Origin of the sequence: Wolbachia endosymbiont (group A) of Therophilus tumidulus (genome assembly GCF_964277345.1) — a bacterium.
Taxonomy (GTDB): domain Bacteria; phylum Pseudomonadota; class Alphaproteobacteria; order Rickettsiales; family Anaplasmataceae; genus Wolbachia; species Wolbachia pipientis.
Genome location: NZ_OZ195515.1, coordinates 193,473 through 218,708, shown reverse-complemented (window position 1 = coordinate 218,708; position 25,236 = coordinate 193,473). Strand labels below are relative to the sequence as shown.

The 25,236-nt window shown below is 35.6% G+C and carries 23 protein-coding genes; 12 read left to right on the top strand and 11 right to left on the bottom strand.

What is annotated here, in order from left to right:
* The first annotated feature begins 1 nt into the window (after position 1).
* Positions 2 to 859, top strand: a complete 858-nt coding sequence (gene ubiA / locus ACICQD_RS01175; RefSeq protein ID WP_182319897.1) for a 4-hydroxybenzoate octaprenyltransferase — start codon at positions 2 to 4, stop codon at positions 857 to 859.
* Positions 860 to 1,234: 375 nt separating this feature from the next.
* On the opposite strand, the gene ACICQD_RS01170 is transcribed toward ubiA, so the two are convergent.
* The 4 genes from ACICQD_RS01170 to ACICQD_RS01155 form a co-directional block, all read right to left on the bottom strand.
* Positions 1,235 to 2,061, bottom strand: a protein-coding gene (locus tag ACICQD_RS01170) for an IS5 family transposase (RefSeq protein ID WP_395461446.1) whose coding sequence is annotated in 2 segments (ribosomal slippage) — positions 1,235 to 1,674 and positions 1,674 to 2,061 — 828 coding nt in all. Because the reading frame shifts where the segments join, the coding sequence is not laid out codon by codon here.
* A 478-nt stretch (positions 2,062 to 2,539) separates the two neighbouring features.
* Positions 2,540 to 4,018, bottom strand: a complete 1,479-nt coding sequence (locus tag ACICQD_RS01165) for a UbiD family decarboxylase (protein WP_395461485.1) — start codon at positions 4,016 to 4,018, stop codon at positions 2,540 to 2,542.
* 87 nt (positions 4,019 to 4,105) lie between these two features.
* On the bottom strand, positions 4,106 to 5,128 hold the full coding sequence (locus ACICQD_RS01160; protein WP_395461484.1) for a Fic family protein: 1,023 nt from the start codon (positions 5,126 to 5,128) through the stop codon (positions 4,106 to 4,108).
* Between the two features lie 58 nt (positions 5,129 to 5,186).
* Positions 5,187 to 5,339 (bottom strand): hypothetical protein, encoded by a 153-nt coding sequence (locus ACICQD_RS01155; RefSeq protein WP_007548541.1) that lies wholly within the window; start codon positions 5,337 to 5,339, stop codon positions 5,187 to 5,189.
* Between the two features lie 255 nt (positions 5,340 to 5,594).
* On the opposite strand from ACICQD_RS01155, the gene ACICQD_RS01150 reads away from it, so the two are divergent.
* Positions 5,595 to 6,353 (top strand): DsbA family protein, encoded by a 759-nt coding sequence (locus ACICQD_RS01150; protein ID WP_395461483.1) that lies wholly within the window; start codon positions 5,595 to 5,597, stop codon positions 6,351 to 6,353.
* Between the two features lie 191 nt (positions 6,354 to 6,544).
* The gene (locus ACICQD_RS01145) at positions 6,545 to 7,141 is read left to right on the top strand and encodes a TIGR02217 family protein (protein WP_138265061.1); all 597 of its coding nucleotides are present in this window, start codon (positions 6,545 to 6,547) and stop codon (positions 7,139 to 7,141) included.
* Positions 7,142 to 7,271: 130 nt separating this feature from the next.
* Here the strand turns inward: ACICQD_RS01145 and ACICQD_RS01140 are convergent, their stop codons facing one another.
* The 4 genes from ACICQD_RS01140 to purE all read right to left on the bottom strand — a co-directional run bounded on the left by ACICQD_RS01140 (position 7,272) and on the right by purE (position 14,287).
* On the bottom strand, positions 7,272 to 8,060 hold the full coding sequence (locus tag ACICQD_RS01140; protein ID WP_395461482.1) for a hypothetical protein: 789 nt from the start codon (positions 8,058 to 8,060) through the stop codon (positions 7,272 to 7,274).
* 244 nt (positions 8,061 to 8,304) lie between these two features.
* On the bottom strand, positions 8,305 to 10,959 hold the full coding sequence (locus tag ACICQD_RS01135; RefSeq protein ID WP_395461481.1) for a 2-oxoglutarate dehydrogenase E1 component: 2,655 nt from the start codon (positions 10,957 to 10,959) through the stop codon (positions 8,305 to 8,307).
* Between the two features lie 1,002 nt (positions 10,960 to 11,961).
* Positions 11,962 to 13,788, bottom strand: a complete 1,827-nt coding sequence (mutL, locus tag ACICQD_RS01130; RefSeq protein WP_395461480.1) for a DNA mismatch repair endonuclease MutL — start codon at positions 13,786 to 13,788, stop codon at positions 11,962 to 11,964.
* A 7-nt stretch (positions 13,789 to 13,795) separates the two neighbouring features.
* A complete protein-coding gene (purE, locus tag ACICQD_RS01125) occupies positions 13,796 to 14,287 on the bottom strand; it encodes a 5-(carboxyamino)imidazole ribonucleotide mutase (protein ID WP_006280351.1) in 492 nt (163 codons plus the stop codon).
* Positions 14,288 to 14,723: 436 nt separating this feature from the next.
* On the opposite strand from purE, the gene ACICQD_RS01120 reads away from it, so the two are divergent.
* From ACICQD_RS01120 to ACICQD_RS01080, 9 genes are all read left to right on the top strand, one after another.
* The gene (locus ACICQD_RS01120; RefSeq protein WP_010081926.1) at positions 14,724 to 15,020 is read left to right on the top strand and encodes a helix-turn-helix domain-containing protein; all 297 of its coding nucleotides are present in this window, start codon (positions 14,724 to 14,726) and stop codon (positions 15,018 to 15,020) included.
* A gap of 60 nt (positions 15,021 to 15,080) precedes the next feature.
* Complete coding sequence (rpoZ, locus tag ACICQD_RS01115; protein WP_264705819.1) at positions 15,081 to 15,488, top strand: DNA-directed RNA polymerase subunit omega; 408 nt, start codon at positions 15,081 to 15,083, stop codon at positions 15,486 to 15,488.
* Between the two features lie 28 nt (positions 15,489 to 15,516).
* Positions 15,517 to 15,762, top strand: a complete 246-nt coding sequence (locus tag ACICQD_RS01110) for a monovalent cation/H+ antiporter complex subunit F (protein ID WP_007548527.1) — start codon at positions 15,517 to 15,519, stop codon at positions 15,760 to 15,762.
* 6 nt (positions 15,763 to 15,768) lie between these two features.
* The gene (gene mnhG / locus ACICQD_RS01105) at positions 15,769 to 16,056 is read left to right on the top strand and encodes a monovalent cation/H(+) antiporter subunit G (RefSeq protein WP_006279703.1); all 288 of its coding nucleotides are present in this window, start codon (positions 15,769 to 15,771) and stop codon (positions 16,054 to 16,056) included.
* Between the two features lies 1 nt (position 16,057).
* Positions 16,058 to 16,585 carry a DUF4040 domain-containing protein gene (locus ACICQD_RS01100; protein ID WP_015589497.1) on the top strand — a complete coding sequence of 176 codons (528 nt, stop codon included), beginning with the start codon at positions 16,058 to 16,060 and terminating at the stop codon, positions 16,583 to 16,585.
* Positions 16,578 to 16,997 (top strand): Na(+)/H(+) antiporter subunit B, encoded by a 420-nt coding sequence (locus ACICQD_RS01095; protein WP_006279705.1) that lies wholly within the window; start codon positions 16,578 to 16,580, stop codon positions 16,995 to 16,997. The genes ACICQD_RS01100 and ACICQD_RS01095 overlap by 8 nt, the downstream gene beginning before the upstream one ends.
* Positions 16,994 to 17,305 (top strand): cation:proton antiporter subunit C, encoded by a 312-nt coding sequence (locus ACICQD_RS01090; protein WP_006279706.1) that lies wholly within the window; start codon positions 16,994 to 16,996, stop codon positions 17,303 to 17,305. Before ACICQD_RS01095 ends, ACICQD_RS01090 begins: the two co-directional genes overlap by 4 nt.
* A 138-nt stretch (positions 17,306 to 17,443) precedes the next feature.
* On the top strand, positions 17,444 to 19,396 hold the full coding sequence (gene rpoD / locus ACICQD_RS01085; protein ID WP_395461479.1) for an RNA polymerase sigma factor RpoD: 1,953 nt from the start codon (positions 17,444 to 17,446) through the stop codon (positions 19,394 to 19,396).
* A 140-nt stretch (positions 19,397 to 19,536) separates the two neighbouring features.
* Positions 19,537 to 20,334 carry an SGNH/GDSL hydrolase family protein gene (locus ACICQD_RS01080; protein WP_395461478.1) on the top strand — a complete coding sequence of 266 codons (798 nt, stop codon included), beginning with the start codon at positions 19,537 to 19,539 and terminating at the stop codon, positions 20,332 to 20,334.
* A gap of 358 nt (positions 20,335 to 20,692) precedes the next feature.
* Here ACICQD_RS01080 and ACICQD_RS01075 read toward each other — a convergent pair whose 3' ends face one another.
* The 3 genes from ACICQD_RS01075 to carB form a co-directional block, all read right to left on the bottom strand.
* Positions 20,693 to 21,076 carry a hypothetical protein gene (locus ACICQD_RS01075; RefSeq protein ID WP_227738615.1) on the bottom strand — a complete coding sequence of 128 codons (384 nt, stop codon included), beginning with the start codon at positions 21,074 to 21,076 and terminating at the stop codon, positions 20,693 to 20,695.
* Positions 21,027 to 21,287 carry an IS110 family transposase gene (locus ACICQD_RS01070; RefSeq protein WP_010082049.1) on the bottom strand — a complete coding sequence of 87 codons (261 nt, stop codon included), beginning with the start codon at positions 21,285 to 21,287 and terminating at the stop codon, positions 21,027 to 21,029. The genes ACICQD_RS01075 and ACICQD_RS01070 overlap by 50 nt, the downstream gene beginning before the upstream one ends.
* Before the next feature lie 376 nt (positions 21,288 to 21,663).
* Positions 21,664 to 25,119 (bottom strand): carbamoyl-phosphate synthase large subunit, encoded by a 3,456-nt coding sequence (gene carB, locus ACICQD_RS01065; protein WP_395461477.1) that lies wholly within the window; start codon positions 25,117 to 25,119, stop codon positions 21,664 to 21,666.
* Between the last annotated feature and the right edge of the window lie 117 nt (positions 25,120 to 25,236).

The following is a 25,236-nucleotide window of genomic DNA, read 5'->3' as shown; positions in this document are numbered from 1 at the left end:
AATGCATTTCAATCGTTACTTTTCATTAATGAGGTTGCACAGTTTAACGGGTTTGTGGCTTGTGCTATTTCCCAGTTTGAGCGGTATTCTTTTAGCCTCAACTTCTCTATCGTATCAGGTTCTTTTTCTCCTTGTTTTGTTTACTATAGGTGCATTTTTAATGAGACCCGCAGGGTGCATAATCAATGATATCTTCGATAGAAAAATAGATGCGCACGTTGAACGAACAAAATATAGGCCACTTGCAAGTGGTGCATTAAACATAAAGCAGGCTTTAGCTTTACTTTCACTGTTACTGTCTATTGCCCTGGTAATCTTATTATTAACTAATAAAACTACACTCATACTTGGAATAATCTCAATGTGTATGATAGCTACTTACCCTTTATTAAAGCGGTATGTTTGGTGGCCACAATTGTTCTTAGGGTTTACCTTCAATATGGGATCGCTCATGGGCTCAGCAGCAATAACAAACCAGATCAGTATAGAATCCTTGCTGTTTTATATAGGATGCGTCTTCTGGACACTTAGCTATGACACCATATACGCCCATCAAGATAAAAAAGATGATGAAAAACTCGGGATGAAATCTACCGCATTATATTTTGGTGATACAACAAAATCTTGGTTGAAAAGATTTTATTTAATATCTCTTATGACGTGGCTATATGCTGGTATCTTATCATCATTAAATAACATTTTTTATATTGCTCTACTTGCTGTAGGGTTCATATTTCACCGCCAATACAAAAATTTCAATCCTGACGATCCCAGTCAATGCATGTCCATATTTAAAAATAATTCCTACGTAGGGTTGCTTCTCTTTTTTGGCATCCTTTTAGATAGAATTATCACCTAGGTCTCAAGAGTTTTGGCTCTAATGAAGTCAATAAACTCAGGTACTCGCAGAAACGAAAATTGCTTGACACCCTTCGCCAGCCCTCTTATCATGAAACTGAAGCTATTGTATTTGCTTTCGCCAATCTGCAGATTAAAAGGTAAGGATTACTTAATGTATCGGCGTCTTATGTTCAATTTTTTGCAGTATATAGATACTGTATGTCTTTACAAAACTTCATCTACATCTAGATTTTTATCTAAATAAGCTGAACGCGCTTATAAAGCGTTACAAGACATCAAAAAATGCCAATACTCGACAGAGATAGTAAAAGACTAGCTAACTCGGGGATTCTTTGTCTTTTTTTCTGCTTAGTAAATAGACCTCTTTCGAAACTCATATAGACAGCTCAAAATTGTGAATTCCTGCTATTAAATTGAATCTCAAGCCAAAACGTTTTCTCCGATTGCGGTATCTGTCTGCAATAATTTTGAATCTTTTTAACAGACCAATTACATTCTCAACTACTACTCTTTTGCTTGCTAGCTCCCGATTTTCTACCTTTTTTTCCTTAATTAAGGGACTCTTTTTCATCCTTCTGTGTGGCAACTCGACATTTTTGTGAATTTTCTGAAAACCTCTATAGCCAGCATCGGCTAAAACTTTTATACCTTCTGATACATGCACTTTTGACTCCTTGAAAAGCCGAAAGTCATGCTTTCTCCCGTTTGAAAATGACGTACAAATAATTTTCTTGCTCTTCTTTTCTGCAATTATTTGTGTTTTTAGCGTATGTTTTTTCTTCTTTCCTGAATAAAATCTTTTCTGCTTTTTTTTGGTCTCTCTACAGGTGTTTCCGTTGCATCAATCACCAAAATCTCATATTTCACGTCGCTTTTTAGGAGTTCTTTTCGTCCTGGCAATGCGAAATCTTGGTGTTGTATTAGAGTATCCTCTACCCATTTTACAGTTTTATATGCCGTACTTTCACTTACTCCATAACTTTGACTTATGTGAAAATATGTACGGTATTCTCGTAAGTATTCTAATACCATGAGCAGCATATTCTCCTCGTTTAGCTTATTTTTCCTTCCTCCTTTGGCTTTCTTTTTTTTATTTTCTTCACATAAAATCCCTACCATTTTGTTAAATGTTGATCTCTTTACTCCTGTTAGTCGACGAAACTCCCCTTTATCGAGCTCTTTCACTATTTCATACTTCATTTCTCCTTACCTCAAAATTACTATTTTTACTGCTTTATCCTAGTTTCGAAAGAAGTCTAATTTCTTAAACATTTGCAGCGTAAGTTAGTTGCAATTAAAAGCGGCTGAATCTCGCTTGTCAAGCGTTTAAAACATAAAAAACGCCAATATTTTAAAGCGGATAATAACCCCAGGGCTTCTTTTGCCTTTTTTTTCATTTGGTAAATTTCTTAATATTTACAGCTAAACAACAACCGTCATCCCTAAGTATCCCGCTGCTTGTTAGCGGCTGAGATACCGCGAATGAATCGCGGTATGACGGTTCGCGGCAGGATGACGATAAGCTCGTCATCCCACTACTTGTTAGCGGCTAAGAGATACCGCGGCGGTATAGCTATAGGATGACAAAAAAAGGGCACTGTGACGCACAATTATCAGTTAATGCTAATTACGGCATTATAAAAAACGCCAAACTTTTTTCTGCTTTTATGCAAGAAGTCTAGTCCATATATTCCTCCCACTTCTCCGCGACTTTCCTTACTATTTCCTCACTCATCTCAATTTTCTTTCCCCACTCTCGTTTGGTTTCAGGCGGGATTTTATTTGTCGCATCAAATCCCATTTTACCTCCAAGTCCACTTTCAGGGGAAGCAAAGTCTAAATAATCAATAGGTACACTTTCTATCATGATTGTATCACGCACAGGGTCCATCCTCGTTGACATTGCCCACATTACTTCCTTCCAATCACGTACATTTATATCATTATCAACAACGATAATAAACTTCGTGTATAAAAACTGCTTTAGAAAAGAAAGTATGCCCATAACAATTCTTTTTGCCTGCCCTGGATAGGATTTTTTTATCGACACTATCGCTATTCTATATGAGCAACCTTCCGGTGGCAGATAAAAGTCCACTATCTCTGGAAATTGATTGATAAGAATGGGCACAAAAATTTCATTGAGTGCTTCACCAAGAATCGATGGTTCATCAGGTGGCTTGCCAGTGAAAGTGCTAAGATATATCGGGTTTTTACGCATAGTAATTGCAGTAATATTAAATTCTGGAAATTGCTCAACAGAATTATAGTAGCCAGTGTGGTCTCCATATGGTCCCTCATCTTGATATCTATCCAAACTCACATAGCCTTCCAGAATGATTTCCGCGTGAGCTGGCACTTGAAGTGGAATAGTCTTACAATTTACAAGTTCAAGCGGCTTCTTTCGCAGCAGTCCAGCAAATTGGTATTCTGACAATGTTTCTGGCACTGGAGTTACCGCAGCAATAATCGTTGCAGGATCACTACCGATCACAGCAGCAGCAGGAAATTTCATATTTCTGCCTTCTTCCTTCCAACGCTTATGGTGAGTTGCGCCACCCCTGTGTGCAAGCCAACGCATTAGTGTTGTTTTTTTATCTATAACCTGCATACGATATATTCCAAGATTAAAATTATCTTGCTTTTCTTTCGTGGGTCCTTTCGTTACCACAATTGGCCAGGTGATAAGTGGTGCAGGTTCATTTGGCCAGCATGTTTGAATGGGCAGTAGACTTAGGTCCACTTCATCTCCGGTTAGCACTACCTCTTGACATGGAGCCTTGCTCACTATTTTACTTCGCATCGATAACACAACTTTCAACAAAGGAAACATTTTTATAGCATCCTTAAAGTTTTTTGGCGGCTCAGGTGATTGCAAAAATGCTAAAAGTTTACCAAGATCTCTTAGTTCATCAGGGTTTATGTTCAACCCCAATGCAATCCTCTTAATAGTACCAAATAAATTCACCAAAACAGGAATCGAATTTTTACCATTTTCTGTGACAACATTTTCAAAAATGATCGCTGGCCCTTTGTTTGACAAAACCCTACGGTGAATTTCTGTCATTTCAAGAACTGTTGAAACTTCCTCCTTAATCCTAATCAGATCTTTTTTTTCTTCTAAGGCTTTGATGAAGTCGCGTAAGTTGTTGTACATATTCCAGTTTTTAAAATTTTAAGTTTATATCTAGTTTTCAAGCACTTTATTGAAATTTGATCTATGCACTGTCTAGCGAGCTTTCAGTTAATTTGAGATCAAATCTTCATATTGCTTACTAAGTTTGTATTTCCTTCCTCTATTGGAAAAATCTACAATCTTGATAAACCCCATTTCCACCCACTTTTTACAAAGTTGCGCACTGGTACGAGGCTTAAAATTAAATAGTTCGCCAACCTGACTAGCTGTAATAGCGGAAAACTCCTGGAAGAGCTCAAGAGCTTTGCGTTGTTTAGGATCAAGCTTACGTATAAGATCAGTCTGATCAGCGTGGTATTCTTCTTTATTTATACGTTGTAAAACGTTCTCAAATGAATTTGCCATACCTTCTACGAAATACTCCACCCACTTAGTTTCAGCTCGTCCCATGTAATAGTTGTGCGATGGACCTATACTGATTGCTTCATAATACGCTCCTAGATTCTTAGCATAATATTCTTCCAATGAATAAAGTCCTTTTAGGTCATACCCACCAAGGTGTAAAATTAATGTAGTCAACAATCTTGCAGTACGACCATTACCGTCATAGTAAGGGTGAATTGTTACAAATTGATAATGCGCAATACCTGCAATAATTGGGCAAGGCACTTGCTCACTGTTACGAATCCAATCAATCATACTGCTCATGAGCTTTGGTACATCCTTTGCTTCAGGTGGCATATAAATTATTGCACGTGTAAGACTATCGCGGATAACATTTTGACCATCACGATAAGGTGTTGATTTTATTTTAGATTTTCCACTTGCTATTACTAGAGCATGTAGTGTTTGAACAGCTTTCTCAGTAATGGGTATTCTCCTTGCTGCCCATTGTTCAACTTGAGTTAAAGCTGCATAATATCCTTTAACCTCATTTTCATCTCTCCTATATTTTGGAAAGTGGCTTTTACCACTTAAAACCTCTTCAATCTGTTTAGGTTCAAGTCGATTTCCTTCAATCATAGTAGAATAGTGTGTGGTATAAAGCCGTGCAGTTTCACGAAGGGACGAGAGCATCGATACAGTGAGTGGCAAATGTAACACTTTTTCTTTTGCTGCTTCAATCTTCATAAGGCAATTAGCAATTTTAGAAGTAATCGTATAATTTGGCATCGGCATAATATCTGCATTACATTACTTCTATATTATGCTGATAAAATGCAGATAATACAACATTTACACGACGCCGACCATAAACAGCAATAAATTCGGCTGATTGAGAAAGAAGTTTGTCTTGTAGAATAGCTATTTCTTTTTCTCTGCCAATTATTGGTTCACTCATATGTTTATTCCGCGGAAAATTATACACAGCGGAAACAACTTAAATCTATGCTCCGTGCGCTTTTGCTGTTTGCATCTTAAACTTTCTGATTAGTTTTGCGCTTAGTTTTTATTGTTAAAGTTTGCATTTGAAGCAAAACTGACTATAAAATACACTTGATATAAATGTTTTTATATATTAACATTAGATGCTTCTTTTAATATACAGATAAATGTGTACTAAAAGTTTTATGTTGTAGGTTTTTAAATAAATTGTATGTCTAGAATATCGTTTTTATTAATTTTAATAATAGCAATAGCAAGCTTGCCGATAATAAACAATTGGCTTTCAAATCGCAGCCAAATGCTAAACGATGATTATATAGGTGAGAAATTAGATAATTATATAAGCAGAAATTTTGATAAGATCGTAAAAACTCTCAAAGAGGAGTCGATTAAAAGTAGTTACGCTGCTCGAGATAACGCGACCAAAGGTAAAATTTTACAGTACAAAAATGAAATATTCGACTCCGCTTATCCTTACTCAGGAAATGAAAATAGTAGTGTTATAGCTGTAGGCTTCCTTGACTATTCTTGTGGACATTGCAAAGCTATAAAGAATGATATAAAGCAGTTAATTAACGACGGCAAAATTAAGTATATCTTTAGGGATGCTCCAATACTTGGTAACGCTTCTTTAAAGGCAGCAAAAAGTGCTTTAGCTGTCTATTTTCTCGATAAAGAAAAATATTTCGATTTTCACCATGCTGCTTTAAGTCACAAAGGAGAATTTTCAGACGAAAGCATATTGGATATAGTGAAAAGCATAGGGATTGATGAGGATGATTTTAATAGTTCCATGAAAAATAATGCAGACAAAATTGAGCAAATGATAAACAACAGTAGGCTTCTAGTAAGAGATTTGGGAGTAGGTGGTACACCTTTTTTAATAATTGGAGATAGCCTGTTCGTAGGAGCAACTGATTTGAATGTACTACGCAAAAAAGTAGATGAATTAAGTCGCAAGCAAGGCTAGTTTCAATTTGCCATAAAATTTTATTTTTTTTGCTTGACAACTCAAATGAGCCTGAGTATAGTAATTGTGGGTATGACAGCAGTTTAACTCAGTGGTCTCATCCACTTTCCATAGCGTCATTTGCTATGTGAAACGCTTTCAAATTACAACATTTTCTTCAACCAAACTATTTTACTTTCACAGGAGGACATATGTCATTCACAGAAATTAGATTTCCAGAAAATATATCTTATGGTTCCACTGGAGGACCGGAATTTTCCACTGACGTTGTAACAACTCACAATGGTTGTGAACAGCGCAACATCAATTGGTCTCATGCACGCACTAGATACAACATAGCTTACGGGGTCAGATCAAACGAGCAGCTACTAGAACTAATAACATTTTTTCATGCACGAAAAGGTAAAGCAATAGGGTTTCGTTTTAAGGATTGGTCGGATTTTATAGCCATCAACCAAGAGATTGGTATAGGAGATAACAAAAAAACGACTTTTCAGCTAATCAAAACTTATGTAAGTGGGGAAGATAAGCATATACGTATGATCAAAAAGCCAGTACATGGGACAGTAAAGATTTATTTAAATGGTAAAGAAGAGAGTGAATATTCAGTAAATTATTCAACGGGAGAAATAACATTCATGAAACCGCCAGTAAAAGATGCAATAATCACTGCGAGCTTCGAATTTGATGTGCCCGTACGCTTTGATACAGATTACTTAAACGCTTCGATTGATGACTATGGAAGCAATAGCTGGAATAATATCCCCTTGGTGGAAGTGAAATTTTAGTTATAAGCGAGCATAGATCCACATCATAGTAGGGCTACTAGTCTACCATAAATTGAAAAATTAAGCACCACTGAGGCTCTATACCTAAATGAGCCTCAGTATATGCAATTATTTTAAACTTTATCACCAGCTATATACTACAATGTTGCTGAGCTTTGCTAACATTTACACTTGAAGCTTGGGGAGATTCTAACTCAGTGCTTTTTTCTTCCTGCAAAATAGAAAGCTTCAACAACTCCTTTAGAGTTGATTTTGCAAGTGTTGTATCATCTTTGTTTAAGATGTAGTCTAGCATGTTGTTTTTCTGTAAGAGATTAACAAAATATCTATCTCCCTCATTAAGAACCTCTATCTTGTTAATACAAGATAATACTAAATCCGAATTCTTTGTTGCTAAAATTCCATTCAAAAAGATATCTAATTTTGTTTTATCTTCAGTTAAGTCTTCAGCTAACCTATTTCTGATATTCTCATTGTCAAACACAATGTACTCGAGGTACGAGGAAGGTTCAATAAGTATAAAGTCCTCTAAAGGTACTAGTTCTAAACAGTTGTCAGCATAAGCAAATATTCCACACTCAGTAATACGCCCTCTTCTTCTCACAACACAGCACTTGGGAAGACCATGATACATTGATAACAAAGAAAAAAGACGTATTATACTTGTACCTCTATCTTTCATTTCCTCGAAAAGCTTCCTATCATTTATTAATTTGTGCAAAATGTAATCCATAGCAGGACCTGATTTGCGGAAACGAAACATATTATTCTCTTCAAAAATGGCCTCAGCTAATTCGATAGATTCTTTATCCTCATCTACAAAAGCTTTTTCATTTCTATTTAACTGTATGATCTCAGCTTTGCTATCTCTGCGTAGACCAGTTCTCCTTATTAACATCTCAAATATTTTTGTATTCATATATATCCTATATTAATTAAAGTAAATATTAATAATGTTTACTTTTTAAATAAAAATAAATGAAAATTTTAATAAAAATTAAATTTTTTTTAATAGAATAAAAATCTTTTATATTTGCTTGAGTACCAAAAGGGCTTTATTGGTGTAATGCGTTTTCTATTGCGCCTGGCTGCAGTGCCCAGCGTCAAGATCTGATGAACAATGTTCGCTTGCCAGCTTTCGCTTCAATATTTGCACAATTGTGCTAGATCCCCTGCATAACCTGCTTTAAAATCTCCTCCTGCTGCTGAGTGTGAACACTAACATAACCACATGCAGGAGATGCAGCAGCAGGTCTTGCGATACACTTAGGTCTTTTTGCTTGGATATCGAGATTAGATAACACTTCTTCTATCAATGGGTTGACAAAAAACCATCCTCCCATATTTTTTGGTTCTTCTTGACACCATATAATTTCAGCGTTTTTGTACTTTTCAAGTTCATTACTTAGTTTATCTGCAGGAAAAGGATAGAATTGCTCCAAACGTATTACTGCTATATCGTTTATTTTTTGTGCTTCACATATGTCGTAATAAACTTTACCACTGCATATTACAACTTTACGTATTTTATCATTCGAAACTAAACCTGTTCTACATTCTGGAATTACTGTGAGGAATTTTCCTTCAAAATCAGATAGGTTAGATACTGCTCTTTTGTGGCGCAGTAGCGATTTAGGTGTAAACACTACCAGAGGCTTACGAAAGTCTCTATGCATTTGTCTGCGTAAGACATGGAAGTAATTCGCCGGAGTGGAACAATTAACTACCTGCATATTATCCTCTGCGCAGAGTTGCAAAAATCTCTCTATACGTGCGGAGCTATGCTCAGATCCCTGTCCTTCATAACCATGAGGCAGCAATAAAACTAGACCGCTTGATCGCAACCACTTTGTTTCTGCAGATGCGATAAACTGGTCGATCATAATTTGCGCACCGTTTGCAAAATCACCAAATTGTCCTTCCCAGAGCACCAGTGAATACGGAGAATCAAGACTATATCCATATTCAAAGCCCATTACAGCATACTCAGATAGTGCGCTATCTATGACCTCAAAGTGAGCTTGCTTTTCATTTATATTGTTTAGCGGAATAAATGCTTCTTCTGTTACCTGATCAACAAGCCTTGAATGACGGTGCGAGAAAGTTCCACGACCAGAGTCTTGTCCTGATAAACGCACTCCTATTCTTTCTGTGAGCAGTGATGCAAACGCAAGACTTTCGGCAGTTGCCCAGTCTATATTACTACCAAAATTTATGCTGTCTATTCTGCCATCGAGTATTTTTCTAACCTTATTGTTAATGTTAAAGTTACTTGGGATATTGCTATTTATACGCACACCTAATTTTTTCAGCTCATCTGGCGGAACACCAGAATCCGTGTAGTATTCGCTCAAATCGTTCAGCTTTGCTCTTCTTAATTTTGACCACACTCCACCGAACCAGTCAGCTTTTTTTGGAGTGTAAGCCGCTGATTCAGCAAGACTTTTATCTAATTTTGCCCTGAATTCACTGCGCAATTTATTTACTTCATCGCCATCTAATACTTTCTCTGCAGTCAATTTTTCTTCATACAATGTTCCAGGAGTTTTATGCTTTGATATCACCTTATACATAAGTGGCTGAGTGAAATTCGGTTCATCACCTTCATTATGGCCATATTTGCGGTAGCACATTATGTCAATTACTACGTCCTTTTTAAATTTCTGCCTATATTCCATCGCCAGACTTGTAGCAAAACTCACAGCTTCCGGGTTATCTCCATTGACGTGAAACACTGGAGCTTCTATTGATTTTGCTATATCAGTGCAATAAAAAGAGGATCGTGCGCAACATGGGTTAGCAGTAAAACCAACTTGGTTATTAATGACAATGTGCACAATGCCATCCACTTTATAGCCTTCAATATTGCTTAAGGTTAAAGTTTCAGCAACCACTCCTTGACCGATGAAAGCCGCATCACCATGAATTGATATGCCAAGCACAGATCTTATATTCTGTTTTGCTCTTATTCTTCCAGCCAAAACCGGATTTACCGCTTCAAGGTGAGATGGATTAGGGCATAAACTTAAATGTATTTTTTTGCCACCTGAAAGTGCTCGATCAGAAGAGTAACCAAGGTGATATTTAACATCACCGGACACCTCAAGACCACTTGGGTATGCAAGATTGCCTTGAAATTCAGACAGCATTGCCGCATATTCTTTCCCCATCACTTTGGTTAGAACATTGAGTCGTCCGCGGTGAGCCATGCCAAGAACTATTTCTTCAATACCAAAAACCGTAGAATCACTAATGATTTTTTCAATTGCAACGATAGCTGATTCTCCACCTTCAATAGAAAAGCGTTTATATCCAGGAAATTTCATATGGAGAAATTGCTCGAACATCTCAGATTCGATCAAGTGCCTCAGTATTTCCTTTTTATCTTGTGAACTCAGCGTATAGGTTTGATTTTCGATCTTTTCCTGCAGCCACATCCTCTCCTCATAAGAGGAGATATGCATAAATTCAAAACCGATGTTCTTGCAGTAAATATCTCTATAGATTCCAGCGTCACTTGCCGGATATAGATTCGAATATTTCTGATAATCTACTTCCTTATTCACATTGGGTAATAACGGATTAAGATCCGCAAAAAAATGACCGTAAGATCTGAAAAAATTTGCTAAACTAGAAACTGAATCATCCACCTTAGTTACATGTTGTGCACCGCAGGTCTCCGCTTTATTAACTTCTAAATTGCTTGAAAAAATTCTATACCAATCCTCCCCGATTGATTTATCACCCTGCAAATAACGGCTATACATTTCTTCCACAAATTCTGCATTATCACCATAAAGGCAGCTTAAACTCGACATAATCACTATAAAAAGTATCAAATACTTATAAGTATAACTTAAGTTTTTTAAAAAAGAACTTTTTTAGTTTCTATACGTCATACCGCCGCGGTATCTCTTAACATAGATCCCGCTAACACGTAGCGGGATGACGATTGTCAGGTTGTCATTCCAGCGCGTGACGCTGGAATCCAGTTTTTATTTGCAGCCTACTTGACTCGAAGCTAAGTTTTCTGGATCCAAATAGTCAAGGCACTGGGATGACAAAAAAAGGAGCACTGGAATGACAAAGCTATAGGTTGCAAGCGAGACGTCATACCGCCGCGGCGCTAACAAGAGATCCCGCTAACACGTAGCGGGATGACGAATTACTATGCCGCCGCAAACCGTCATACCGCGATTCATTCGCGGTATCTCTTAACATAGATCCCCTACTTAACTGTCATACCTTAACATAGATCCCGCTAACACGTAGCGGGATGACGGTTGTCGTTTAGCTATAAACATTAAGAAATTTACTAAGCGAAAAAAAAGGCAAAAGAAGCCCCGTGGTGGTTGGCTATTTACCATGTACTAAAATATCGGCGTTTTTTTTATTCTAAAACGCTTGATTAAGAGCGATTTAGCTGCTTTTAACTTGCAACTAACCTACACCGCAAGTGTTTAAGAAATTTACCAAGCAGGAAAAAAGGCAAAGAAACCCTAGGGTAGCTAGTATTCAAATTCTCCCTTGTCAATTTGACGTTTTTTGCTGTCTTAAACGCTTTGTAAGCGCGTTTCGGCTTATATAGGTAAAAACCCAGAAATTTTTAAAGACATGCGATGCACGTAGTGCGAAAAATTAAACATGAGACGCCAAATACCCTAAGTTTTTTGTCATTAACCTGCACAGATTGCGAAGATAAATAAATAGCTTCAGTTTCATGATAAAGGGGCTGACGGAGTTTGTCAAGGAAGTTTTTTCGTTTCTATGAGCTACTTGGATGACGAGAAAGGAGCACTTACATATTTATGGCAACCTCATTACCTACGCTCAAAAAGTTTTTCAATATCACTGAGTTTCATTTCTATATAAGTTGGTCTTCCGTGGTTGCATTGCCCGGAATATGGGGTTTTTTCCATTTGTCTCAGCAGCTCATTCATTTCATCTAACCTCATTTTTCTACCCGCTCTAATTGATCCATGACAAGCGATAGTGGCCAATATTTTGTTCACTTTATCTTCTACTGGCAATGTATCTTCTATTTCCGTTAATCTATCAATTATGTTAATTAGCATCTCTTTCACATCTATTGTGCCCAAGATTGCAGGGATTTCTTTTACTATCACTTTATTCTCTGATTTGATTTCAATATCAAAACCCATTTCAAATAACTTATCTTTATAGATTTCAATCATCTCCATTCCAGCCTGATCTTTAATTTCAACCGTTTCAGGAAGAAGCAGTTTTTGTCTTTTTATACTTGATTTTTGTTTTAAGCATTCATATACTAGTCTTTCATGGGCTGCATGCTGATCGACTATAATCAATTTGTCCCTTACCTCTGCAATAATATAAGTATTATAGACCTGACAGCGTGCAAACCCGAGCGGGTGGCTCTCTATCAAATCAACTTGCTCTAACACCTTTTTTTCCAGAACCATAGTCTCCGCTTGTGATGGAAATTTCTGTATGCCGGTATAATCAAACGATTTTGACTGTTCTGATAAGCCTTTTGCTTTTTCATTTGGAGAAGCAAATTCTTTTATTAGTTGATTTTTAAAAGGACTTGGTCTTTTTTCATAAAATTCTTTTTGAACATTAGGTTTATCAAAAGGATCCGGCAATGTTGAATCCATTTTCTGGTCATGCGCTGGAAAGGTGCCTATCCTTCTTGACAACGCTTTAATTAATCCTCTTGTCACTATCTCATATATGAGCTTCTTATTCTGAAACCTTACTTCTGACTTATTTGGATGCACATTTACATCTACTTGATCATAAGGTATCTCTAAATGTAACGCTGCAAAAGGATACCTATCGCTTGGAATAAAATCATGATATGCATACCTAACTGCGCCAATAAGTAGATTATCTTTGATTGGCCTTCCATTAACAAACGTATAGATCTGAGTGGACTTACCACGATTGACGGTCGGCTTACAGATGTGTCCCGTAAGTTTAATGTCGTCTTCTTCTTCATTGATCTCCAAAGAATTGCCCTGAAATTCTTCTTCTACTTCACACAATCTATGAAATAACGAAGTCTGCTTAGCGTATTTTAAGAGCTTTTTATTACCTGAAGTGAGAGTAAACCCTATATGATAGTTAATCATTGCTAGGTTGTTTACAATATCAACAATGCTTTGAGTTTCTGCTCTTTCGGTTTTTAGAAATTTTAGTCTATTTGGGGTAGCGAAAAACAAATCTCGTACTTCAATATGTGTCCCTTGTGATAAAGGGTAAGGAGTTAGCTCCCCTATTTTCTCTCCACCCTCATAACTTATAGACCATGCTTCATTTGCTTCTCTTGCCTTAGACGATAATTTTATCCTACTTACTGCTGCTATTGAAGGCAGAGCTTCTCCTCTAAAGCCAAGATGCTTGATTTCTATTAATTCACTATCGCTCAATTTTGAAGTAGCATGGCGCATAAACGCAAGTTCTAAATCGTTTTTTTCTACTCCGTTACCATCATCTGTCACAATAATAAGGTTACGCCCACCACTTTCTATTTTGATCTCTATTTCTAAACTTCCAGCATCTATTGCATTTTCCACTAATTCCTTTACTACACTTGCTGGCCTTTCTATCACCTCCCCCGCTGCTATACGGTTTATGGTTTTTGTGTCTAAAAGAGTTATTGCCATAGATTTATTATGAAACTGGTTTTTCTTTTACTTCTTTGGTCTGTTTCTCTCTCCACTTTTTTAACCTACCTGCAATTTCACTGTTGGAAATTGACAATATAGATACGGCAGTAATGGCAGCATTATATGCTCCATTTTCTCCTATAGACATGGTTGCAACTGGAACACCCTTTGGCATTTGAACTATAGAGAGTAGACTGTCCAGCCCATTTAATTGTTTACTATGCACAGGAACGCCGATAACTGGTAAACAAGTTAGTGACGCAACCATACCAGGTAAATGAGCTGCACCTCCTGCACCAGCTATAATAACCTTAAAACCTTCTTCTTGTGCAGATTTAGCAAAATTGAAGAGCCTTTCTGGTGTTCTATGTGCAGATATTATGAATATATCATGTGAAACTTCTAATGCTTTTAACATATCAACAGTATGGACCATAGTGGTGTAATCTGACTCACTTCCCATAATAACAGCAACATCTTTTTTTATTTTTGTCATATTCAACACAATTTTACTTACTAACTAAATAATGTTCCAGCTAAAAAGCAACAAATATTTAAGTTATATTATAAATATAATATATAGAATTCTTGTTAAAATAGAAATTTTAAAAATTTAAATAAATATCTATGTTAAGATATAGAGATATAAACTTCTTATGTAAGATAAATTTATAAAATAATTATTTTTGTATTTCAAGCTTTGTAATCTTAGCTTGTTCTTTCTATAAATGGTTTTTTCAGATAGACTGATGGTAAAATGGTAATTTAAAATTACTAGAAATTTGATAAAAATATTAATATATAATCAACTTAAAGTTTTAAATATTGATATCATATAATTATTGACAAGTTACATGATATTAATATCTTGGTATATTAAATATTATGTTATAATATTTAATAAAGTTAATTGATATGTGAGTGTAAGAATTATGGAAATAATATCGTTAAATAACTTAGACAGTGCAGGAATAAAAACAAAGTTGCTTTATATAATAAATAAAATTATAGAAAAAAATGCTTGGACTCAGGCTTTTGCAGCTGAGAAACTTGGTATTGATCAGCCAAAGGTATCGCAAATTAAAAATGGTAAAATAGATGGTTTTTCTTTAGAGCGATTGTTAGGATTTCTAAAAAAACTTGATCATGAGATAACAATCACGATGACAGAAAGCCAAGAAATAAAATCTGAGGCAGAAAAAGTAAAACATGAAGTTGAATCGCAATAGATACAAAGTTGACAACTTGTTTTTTGTGATATAGTATAAAATTTATTAAGGTAGTATCTTATGGCTGAGTCTATTGTAGAAAAGTGTATAGAACGGGTAAGTAACCGTTTCAAATTGGTTCTGTTGGCAAGTCAAAGAACACATGATTTAAATACAGGGGCAAGTAATCCAATTCAAGCAGCTAAGTTTAAAGGTCATAAAAATACCATAGTTTCCTTACATGAAATAGCAGGAAAACAGGTGGATACTCATGAGCTGTTTAGCCTTTTGGTAGGTAGATGCAAGGAATACATGAAAGGAAATATGAATAATGTTTACAGCAGTAATACAAGTAAGCTAGCGAATTTATTAAATTTTTCTGATAACACAGATCTTGATGTAAGTCAAGAAAGCCAAGATTATGAAGTGGATGGTGAAATAGATGATGAAATAAATGATCAAGATGGCGATGAAGAAGTATCCGTTTAGAAATCTACTGAAGTTACATAGTCTTTAAATGATTTGCATTGCTATCTATACACTGTTGTTCTGTATGAGTGTAATGTTGTGTTGCATAGTGTCTAAGTCAAATGATGTGTACAATAAGGTTTTAGCGTTCAATAATTTCTCAACGCAAGTAGTTGTACTTATAACAGCAATATCAATCATTCTGAATAATTTTTTTTTAATTGATATAGCATTGTTGTATGCTAGCGTTAGCTTTATATCAACTATAGCACTAATGAGATTAATGTTGTTTTGATAATTTATGATAGGATCCATTTTCATATTTTTAGGTATTTGTTTGATAATTATTTCAAATATAGGGGTGATCAGATTTCCTGATTTCTATACTAGGTTACATGCAGCAGGTATTACAGATTCTAGCGGTGCAACGTTATTGTTAATTGGTTTTGCTTTGCAGAATGGATTTTCAATCAATACTGTTAAAATAGTATTATTAATTTTTATAATATGGGTAGCTAACTCAACTAATAGCTATATTTTAGCGCGCACTCATTATAAAGTTAAGAAAAAAACTGTTAAAGAAGGCTAAGGTGTTAGAAATATTAAATGTAGTGTTACTTTTGTTGTTACTAACAGTTACGGTTTTTATAGTTTTCTCGCGACATTTAGTCGTAAGTGCTGTTCTAATGTGTGTATTTAGTTCACTGATTGCGCTTATATACTTAATTATGAATGCACCTGATGTTGCAATTACTGAAGCTTCTGTTGGTGCGGGGCTCAGTACAGTTTTTACATTTGCAGCACTCTCCTTGATAAAGAATCATAAAGTAAATCTATCTCATAACCCTATAACGCTTTTTTTTATGTTATTTCTGGCTGTATGTTTGTCATATTTTATGATTCAATTGCCAGATTTTGGCAGCCACAATGCTCCGATCCACTTGCATGTTGCTCCTTATTATGTGGAAAATACCGAAAAAGCTACCGGTATTCCTAATATAGTGACAGCTATTTTGGCAAGCTTTCGTGGTTATGACACGTTTGGAGAAACTATAGTAGTTTTTACTGCTGCGCTTTGTATAACGTTGATATTAAAAGAAGAAAAAGAAAATGATTAAAGATCCGATATTAAATGCAGTAACATTTTTGATGATACCTTTTATCATTTTATTTGGTTTATACATACAATTTCACGGTGATTACACTCCGGGTGGAGGTTTTCAAGCAGGAATAATTATTGCCTCCGGGATAATATTATATTCAATGCTATTTGGTGTATCTACAACTCTAAAAGCAATACCTTATTCTGTGATTAGATTGACTAACGTGTTAGGTATTTTAATTTATGGAGGAACGGGCGTTGCAACAACTTTACTTGGCCAAAATTTTTTATCTTATGATATCTTGTTAACCAATAATAGAACCGGTCAAAAATTAGGTATTTTTTTGGTGGAATTAGGTGTAGCATTTACTGTCTGCTCCTCTATGTTAATTATATATATAAATTTTGCTCGTAGGAAAAAACAATGACTTTATATAATTATACGATTATTATTGTATTAATGGTGCTAGGTTTATATATTATTATAAACGATAAAAATTTAATCAAGAAAATGATAGGGGTAAGCGTCTTCCAAGCATCTGTTTTGTTATTTTACATATCTCTAGGATATATAAAAAGTTCCTTGCCTCCTATATTGGTTTCAAATTTTTATTCATATAGCAATCCTATACCCCATGTTTTAATGCTTACTGCTATAGTGGTTGGAATTGCAACATTTTCAGTTGGATTATCCATAGCAGTAAAAATGGAAGAAAAGTATGGAACAATTGATTAAGACAAGTGTACATAAATTAACAGTATCTTAAACTATATGAAGTAACAAATAGCCACAAGTTAAAAGTAAAATTATAGACTTGCTCGTTGTAAGTTTGTTTGTTAATAAGAAATAAAATTATAAACTATAAAGGTAATGATGTCAACTATTAATGATGCAGAAGATAAGAAAAGAATTATCAAAGATCTGGTAACTAAGAGTATAAAAAAGGGTGGTTTTATCACCTTTGATGATATAAATGATAAATTATCAGATGAAAATTTTTCGTCTGACTTTATAGATGATGCTATATCTTTATTGCAGGATTCCGGAATTAATGTGCTTGAAAGTAGCGAAGATGAAGAAGATATTCCTTCCAACAGTGATGATAGTAAACTTGATGATGATGACACATCGCCAAATGTTACTGCAACTTTAGTACAAAATGATGATCCAGTGAGGATTTATTTACAAGACATGAGCTCCGTAAAGCTTTTATCAAGGGCAGATGAAATCGAGATAGCAAAAAAAATTGAATCTGAAAAGCATAACATGTTACGTGCAATAATTGAAACATCAGTAACATTAAAGGTGATAAAAGTATGGCGTGATGATTTAAGTAATGGAGCTCTCTTACTGAGAGAAATTATAGATCTGGATGCAATTTATAACTCTGATTTTAATGTGGTACCCAAAGAAGAAAGTGAAGAGAGTGAAGAAAGTGCTGAAGATGTTGAGGATTCTGAGGATGTTTCTGAAGATGCTGAGTACTGTAGTGATGATGAGAAAGATAGTAAAAAAAGTGATGATGAGAAAGACGGTAATAATGAAGATATAAGTTCAGTCAATTTAAATGTTTCTATTCTTGAAATGGAAAGTGACTTATTGCCAAAGGTCATAGTTGCATTGGATGAGATAATTACTTTAACAAATGAAGCGTTGATATTAAGAAAAAATTCTAAAAATTTCTCTAATGAGCTAGAAAATTTGTATAATCAAATATGGTCTATAGCATTACAAATTAAGTTAAGTGATGCTGCTGTTGCCAGAATTACACAAGAACTTTATAAGATAAATAGATCCATTACGCTTGAAGAGGCTAATCTTATTGCTGAGGCTAGAAAATACGATATCGATAGAGAAAGTTTCTATAAAGTTTATGATGACGTGCTTTTAAAGCACGAATTGAAAAAGATAAGTCTTTTAAAGATCAATGAAAATCAGTCCTCCTTTACAGGTGAATTAAAAAACAAATTTTTAAGGTTTATAGACGATAACTCTGAACATATAGCTAGTACCTTGAACGGTATTAAGCAGCATATACAGGAAGATAACGTACAAGAATTTAAGGAGCTAATCAAGAGAATACAAAAACACGAACGAGAAGTCTCTGAAGCAAAGCAAGAAATGATTAAGGCTAACTTAAGGCTAGTAGTTTCCATTGCTAAGAAGTATTCAAAAAGAGGCCTTGATCTGCTTGATTTGATACAAGAAGGCAATATTGGTCTTATGAAGGCCGTGGATAAGTTTGATTACAAACGTGGATATAAATTTTCAACTTATGGCACTTGGTGGGTAAGACAATCAATCACTAGAGCAATACCTGAGCAGTCTAAAGTAGTTAGAATACCAGTTCATATGGTGGAAATTATCAGTAAAATCAACAGAGCATTAAGAAAGATGACTCATGAGATGGGAAGAGAGCCGACGTTAGAGGAATTGAGTGTAGAACTGACAATGCCACTGGAAAGAATACGCAAAGTTATGAAAATAGCAAGGGATCCAGTAAGTCTTGAAGCTCCAACAGGAAAAGATGATAGTAGTACCTTTGGTGATTGTATAGAAGACAAGCGAGTCTCCAGGCCAGAGGATGCTGCAATACTTGCTGACTTGCGTGGCATTACAACCAATGTTCTTGCAACTTTAACACCAAAGGAAGAAAGAATTTTAAGAATGCGTTTTGGCCTTGGTAAAGATGGGAAGGAACATACCTTAGAAGAAGTAGGAAAAATTTTTAATGTAACACGTGAGAGAATTAGGCAAATAGAGGCAAAAGCACTGCGCAAGTTGAAACATCCAAGCCGTGCTAGAAAACTTAGAGGGTTCTTTTAAGTATACGTGTCAAGTTAAGAAGAAGCTGATTTTGCCCGGAAAAAGTGGAGAGCAAGTTAGGCCAAAGTTGTATAATTTCACCGCTATTTTTCTTTTTCTATGAATCTAATGAAACAACATGCTAATCTACGGTAAATATTATGACAAACAAAAATGACAATTCTAATTCAAAGTATAGAAATTTTTATGTTCTGGGTGATAGCTTATCCGATAATGGCGCAATCATTGGAATTTTAAATAATTTATCCTTTGCAAAAAGCGTAAAATTTGATGATCCTTTTTATCAAGGAAGATCTTTTAGCAATGGCCCTACTGCTGTTGAATATATAGCAAAATATTTAGATTTAGATGAATTTAAACCTGGGTGGAGTTATTCATTTTTTGGGAGATGCCACGAACAGCAAGGTCAGAATTACGCAGTTTCATATGCAACAGCATCTGAAATTTTTGACCCTATTTTTTCTTATTTCTTCAATAAATTTCGTTTAGCTAACCAGCTAGATGCGGTAATTAAACATCATCCAGATATAGGTAAAGAAGATTTATTTTGCATCATAATCGGCGGAAATGATGTTATGGTTGCCACTGCTTATGACGATACTAAAGCGGAAGAAGTGTTGGAACAAGCAGTGAGTGAAATATGTAATGCACTTAAGGTTCTAAATGAACATGGTGTTAAGCATGTAGTTGTTGCAAATGCACCTGAAGTTGGCTCAATACCAGCTTTTAATAGAGATGAAGAAGCAAGGGAACTAGCTACAAAGCTCACGGAGAGTTTCAATGCAAAACTGGCTAAAGGCTTAGATTATATGAAGAAAAGTACAAATCTTGAAATAAAAGCATTTGATCTTAACTCTAAAATGAGAAGTATGTTTAGCGAATACAAGAGCAAAGGTTTAAATTGTCAAGATGCATGCACATCGAACATTGCAGACTAAGTTGGGAGATTTAAAGAAAATATAAAAATACTCTTAAAGTTGATATTTAAAGGGGAACTTGACGTTCACTATAACCCTGGGTGTAGCAAAGAAACACTAAAGGATTATTTCTTTTTTGATTATTTCCATCCAACTGCGGAACTTCATCATGAAGTTGGTAATGAAGTGTATGAGTTGATTTGATACAGTTTTTTTGAACATATCCTTTTAAATAGTAACCAGACTGCATTCTGTGATTTTTAGCAAAACACGATCTTTCATTTGAGCTTTCTTCAATTTAAAATAAATACAGAAAATTGCTGCCTATAACTAAACTGACTTAGATTTACCGACAATTTGAAAAACCGTCATCCCGCTACTATATAGTTATTGATATATATTTTCTTTTAAGCTCTTGGTTTTGATCGATAAATGTAATCATTTCATCTTCTAAAGTTTTAATTTGATTACGTAAAATTGCAAGAAGTTCCTCTATTTGTTTGATTATAGATGTATCAGTTACCTGTTGGATTTGGGTTTTTTGTATTTTTGCTATTTCTACAAGTTGGTTTCTACGAGATAATTTTTGTTTCAAGCAATCAATATTACCATTACTAACTGTTAAAGGAGTAACACGCATATCTGTATTATTAATATAACGTGAGATGATACTGCAGTCTATTTTATCAGTTTTTGTAGTAATACCAAGGCTTTTAGCATAGTCTCTCCCACCTTGGTTGAATGACGTACACCTCAAAACCATTGCTTAGTAAAGTATAGGCACATAATTTTTCGTATCCACCAGTTGCCTCAAGACCAATTTTGGTTACATTATGCAAACGTAAAAAGTCCAGCATTTCATCAATGGATTGTACATTGTTTTCAAATATTTTATAATGCTCAAGTGGGTGAATGTGGAGATCTAATTTACTTTTGCTAACATCAATGCCAGCAATAATGTTTGATGAATTCATAATTCCTCCGTAATAATAACATATACTGCATTTTCCAGCCTTATATACGAGCCTAAAAGCTCAATCAGTTGTTCGGAACTTTCAGTATAATAAACCAGAGAAGAGAACCTTGCTGAACAACGATTCTTATAATCAAGGGGCGTGACGATTCCTCTTCTCTGTGTGTCTTTAATCTCACTACTTTGATATTTATAAAGACTTGTTCTTAACATATAAGGGAAGTGTCCTCTAGGTGAGATTGTGGAGCATTCGTTGCAGCATTTGGCTGTTCAATTACGCTAGTTGATTCTTTAGGTATACTATTTCCTTCAAAATTTCCATCTTTTTATTATGTTCTCTTTAGCATTTTGAGAGTGAATTATTCTAGTTTTGATATTTAAACGTTTTGTATCTGCTGTAATGATTTCACTTCCAGTTTGCTATTCTTTACATATTGAATTGCAAGCACTAACGCTTTACTTCCGGAAGCTGTGGTGCTGTAAGCTATATTTTGCAAAATAGCAGTTCTCCTGATATCTTTGCTGTCTGAGACTGACTTTACACCTTTTGAAGTATTAATCACTAGATTTATTTTTCCATCTTTGAGCATATCAACTATGTGGGGTCTGCCTTCTCTTACTTTATTTACAGCTTGTGCAGCAATGCCGTTATTGTTCAGATACGAAGCTGTGCCTTTGGTGGCATATATTTCAAAACTCAGTTCTTTCAACATTCGTGCAACTGGCAATATATACTTTTTATCATCATCTTTTACTGAAACCAGAGCTGTTCCTTCTGTTGGTAACTTGTATCCTGCAGCCATGTGCGTTTTTGCAAGTGCAGCTTCAAATGATGAGTCAATTCCCATCACTTCTCCTGTTGATTTCATTTCAGGACCAAGTAAAGTATCAACTCCTGCAAAGCGGGTAAATGGAAAAACAGCAGCTTTAACTGCAAAATGATTGAAAGGCTTGTTTTCCTGATTCAATTTTTTACCCAAAATAACCTGAGTGGCAAGCTTTGCAATAGGAATATTGATTACCTTGGAAATAAAAGGAACGGTTCGACTAGCCCTTAAATTCACTTCAAGTATGTATACATCACTAGACCTCTTGCATAACTCGATTTCTGAAGGCAATTTTGTCGTCAAAGCTTGTCTGCGCTCCTCAAATACATTCGAGTATTCTGTGGTGCTCATCTGCACTTTTCCTAAAGATTTCTCATCACAAACAGGTTCTGCAAGAGGTCTATTCTCTTGAACAGCAAACTGAATGTTTATCAGACCTTTCACTTTTAATGCTAATGCTATTCTCTCAGTTTGGAGCTCGATCTCTTTTATTACTTCGTCACTCAATGTATTTGTCGGTATTGAGCATGTTGAATCACCAGAGTGGATACCAGCTTCTTCAATATGCTCCATGACCGCTGCAATGAAAACTTTTTCCCCATCACATACAGCATCAACGTCAACCTCAACTGCATTGACTAAAAATTTATCAAGAAGCAGCGAACCATGCTCAAAGATTTTAGTTTGATCTAAGACGTACTCTTTAAAGCTCTGAGTATCGTGTCTAATCGACATAGACTGACCGCCGAGGACATATGATGGCCTGACTACTAGTGGAAACCCCACCTTTTCTGCGTTGGTTAACGCTTCTTCTACTGAATGGCAGATAGAATTTTCAGGTTGTTTTAAATTAAGTTGCAAAGCAAGGTTTTTAAACCTCATGCGATCTTCTGCAAGGTCAATAGAATCAAACGAAGTTCCCAGAATTTTGAAACCTCTCTCGTTAAGCACTTTGGCTAACTTTAAAGGTGTTTGACCGCCTATTTGAACTATTACACCAACCAGTGTGCCATTTTCTTGCTCTTTACTTAGTATTTCAAGCACATCCTCTGCAATGAGTGGTGCAAAATATAAACGATCAGCGGTATCGTAGTCAGTTGAGACAGTTTCGGGATTACAGTTGATCATTATTGTTTCATACCCCATTTCTTTGGCGGCAGAAGCTGCATGTACGCATGCATAATCAAACTCAATACCTTGACCAATGCGATTTGGACCACTTCCTAAAATGACAACCTTTTCTCGGTCAGAAATATTCGCCTCACATTCCGTTTTATTTTCAACATCACCCTCATAGCAGCCATACATATAAGCAGTGCTCGATTCAAATTCAGCTGCACAGGTGTCTACGCGTTTATAAACTTGTTTAATGCCAAATTTTTTTCTTATTTCTTCGATTTGTTTTACTCGATCTCCAGCGTGTAACGCTGGCTGGATCCCAGTGTCACGCACTGGGATGACATTAGAGGGTACTGGGATGACAGAGGTAGGTCTATTACTTAACTTTGCCAATCTTGCATCTGAAAATCCCATTTTTTTCATCTCTAACATTTCATATGCAGTCTCAGGAAGGCCGTTTTCCTTGATTTTTTGTTCAGCCAAGATGATTTGCTGTATATTTTGCAGAAACCATAAGTCATATCCTGTAATCGAATTTATTTCTTCTATGCTAATTCCGTGGCGCATTGCGTCAGCAGCAATCAGTAATCTGTTTGGTAGCAATTTTGCTAATTGAGATTTTATGTGATCAATATCAATGTTCTCAGGAAATACTTCATCAAGTCCTGTAAAATCAGTTTCAAGTGAACGGAAAGCTTTCTGTAGTGACTCATTAAAAGTGCGGCCTATAGACATCACTTCTCCCACTGATTTCATGGAGGTTGATAATTCACAATTCGTCCCCTTAAATTTCTCAAACTCAAATCGAGGAATTTTAGTGACGATATAATCAATCACTGGTTCGAATGCTGCTGGTATTATTGGAGCACAGTCATTACGTATTTCGTCGAGCGAATAGCCAATAGCAAGTTTAGTTACAACTTTTGCAATAGGATAGCCTGTTGCTTTCGAAGCAAGTGCAGAAGAGCGAGAAACCCTTGGATTCATCTCAATCACAACGAGGCTTCCATCTTCTTTAGGATTCACTGCAAATTGAACATTTGCACCACCGGCACTAACATCAATTTCTCTCAGCACTGCTATAGATGCATTTCTCATCTGTTGGTATTCTACGTCACGCAGAGTCAAAGCAGGAGCAACAGTTATGCTATCCCCAGTGTGCACTCCCATCGGATCAACATTTTCTATCGAACAGACTATTATGCAGTTATCTTTACAATCGCGGATAACTTCCATTTCATATTCTTTCCAGCCGATAATTGATTCATCTATCTGAACTTCATTTATTGGCGAAATTTTGAGAGCACTTTCTGCGATATTGAAAAACTCCTCTTTATTATATGCTATGCCGCTACCTGCACCACCAAGGGTGAATGACGAGCGGATGATTGCTGATAATCCAATGTAATCCAAAGCCTTTCTTATTTGTTCTTGATTTTTTATAATGATACTTTTGGGGTATTTTAGCCCTATTTTATCCATGGACTGACGGAATAACTCTCTATCCTCTGCTTTTTTTATTGCTTCTCTATTTACCCCTATTAATTCTACGTTGTATTTGTCTAACACTCCATCATCTGCAAGTTTTATTGCACAATTGAGCGCTGTTTGCCCGCCCATTGTTGGCAATATTGCGTCTGGCCTCTCCTTAATTATAATTTTCTCTATGATTTCAGGCAGTACCGGCTCAATATACGTCGCATCAGAAAACTCAGGATCTGTCATTATAGTTGCGGGGTTGGAGTTAACCAAAATGACTTTATAACCTTCGCTTTTTAATACTTTACAGCTTTGCGTTCCGGAATAATCAAACTCGCATGCCTGACCTATAACTATTGGGCCTGCTCCTATTACTAATATAGATTCTATATCTGTGCGTTTCGGCATAATTACAATAACGGTCTCTATTCAAGTAATGTTACCAATCTTTCCTGTATATGTGAATTTTTATTAAACCTATTAGCTAATTACTTTTAGGCTTGACGCATAACTGTACGAACATTG